This window comes from Mesorhizobium sp. M7A.F.Ca.CA.004.06.1.1, from assembly GCF_003999135.1.
GTDB lineage: Bacteria > Pseudomonadota > Alphaproteobacteria > Rhizobiales > Rhizobiaceae > Mesorhizobium.
In genome coordinates, this window is record NZ_RZPQ01001381.1 from 1 (window position 1) to 578 (window position 578).

1 protein-coding gene and 1 pseudogene are annotated in these 578 nt (G+C 62.8%); both read right to left on the bottom strand.

Annotation, left to right across the window (positions count from 1 at the left end; translation table 11 throughout):
* A pseudogene (locus EN906_RS36470) lies at nucleotides 1-260 on the bottom strand (hypothetical protein); the annotation flags it as partial.
* Nucleotides 261-267: 7 nt separating this feature from the next.
* Nucleotides 268-578: biopolymer transporter ExbD (locus tag EN906_RS36475; RefSeq protein WP_164777725.1), on the bottom strand; the 311-nt coding region annotated here is incomplete at its 5' end.

Consider the following 578-nt stretch of genomic DNA (forward strand, 5'->3'; position numbering starts at 1 on the left):
GTGTCGACGCTGTTCTCACCGACCTTCTGCGCGTCCGGAACGATGTCCGGGCGCTGCGTCGGCACAGGTGCCGGCTTTTCATGCATCACGGCCTTCTTGTCGCCCTGCAACGTCTGCGCAATGGCTTCCATCGGCACGATATCGACCGCGACCGACTCGACGTCGGACGACGGAAGTGCCGCCGGCGCCGTCAGCGTGAACAGGCCGAAGGTCAGCGCCGCCGTATGCAAGATCACCGATGTGGTGAGGCCGGTCTTCATCGCGCGTCTATTGGTCCTGTTCCTGCAGTGAAACCAAGCCGATGTTCTTGTAGCCAGCGGCCGAAATGCGGGCCATCACCTTCATCGCCGTGCCATAGTCGGTGGACTTGTCGCCGCGGATGAAGATGCGCTCCTCATAGCCGGTCTTCGAGATCGCCTGCAGCTTGGCCACCAGCTCCTCGATCGGGATCTCGGTTTCCTGCAGATAGATCTGGCCGGCGGCGTTGATCGAGACGGTGATCGGCTGCGTGTCGGCATTCATCGCCTTGGCCTGCGTATCCGGCAGGTCGATCGGCACGCCGACCGTCAGCATCGGTG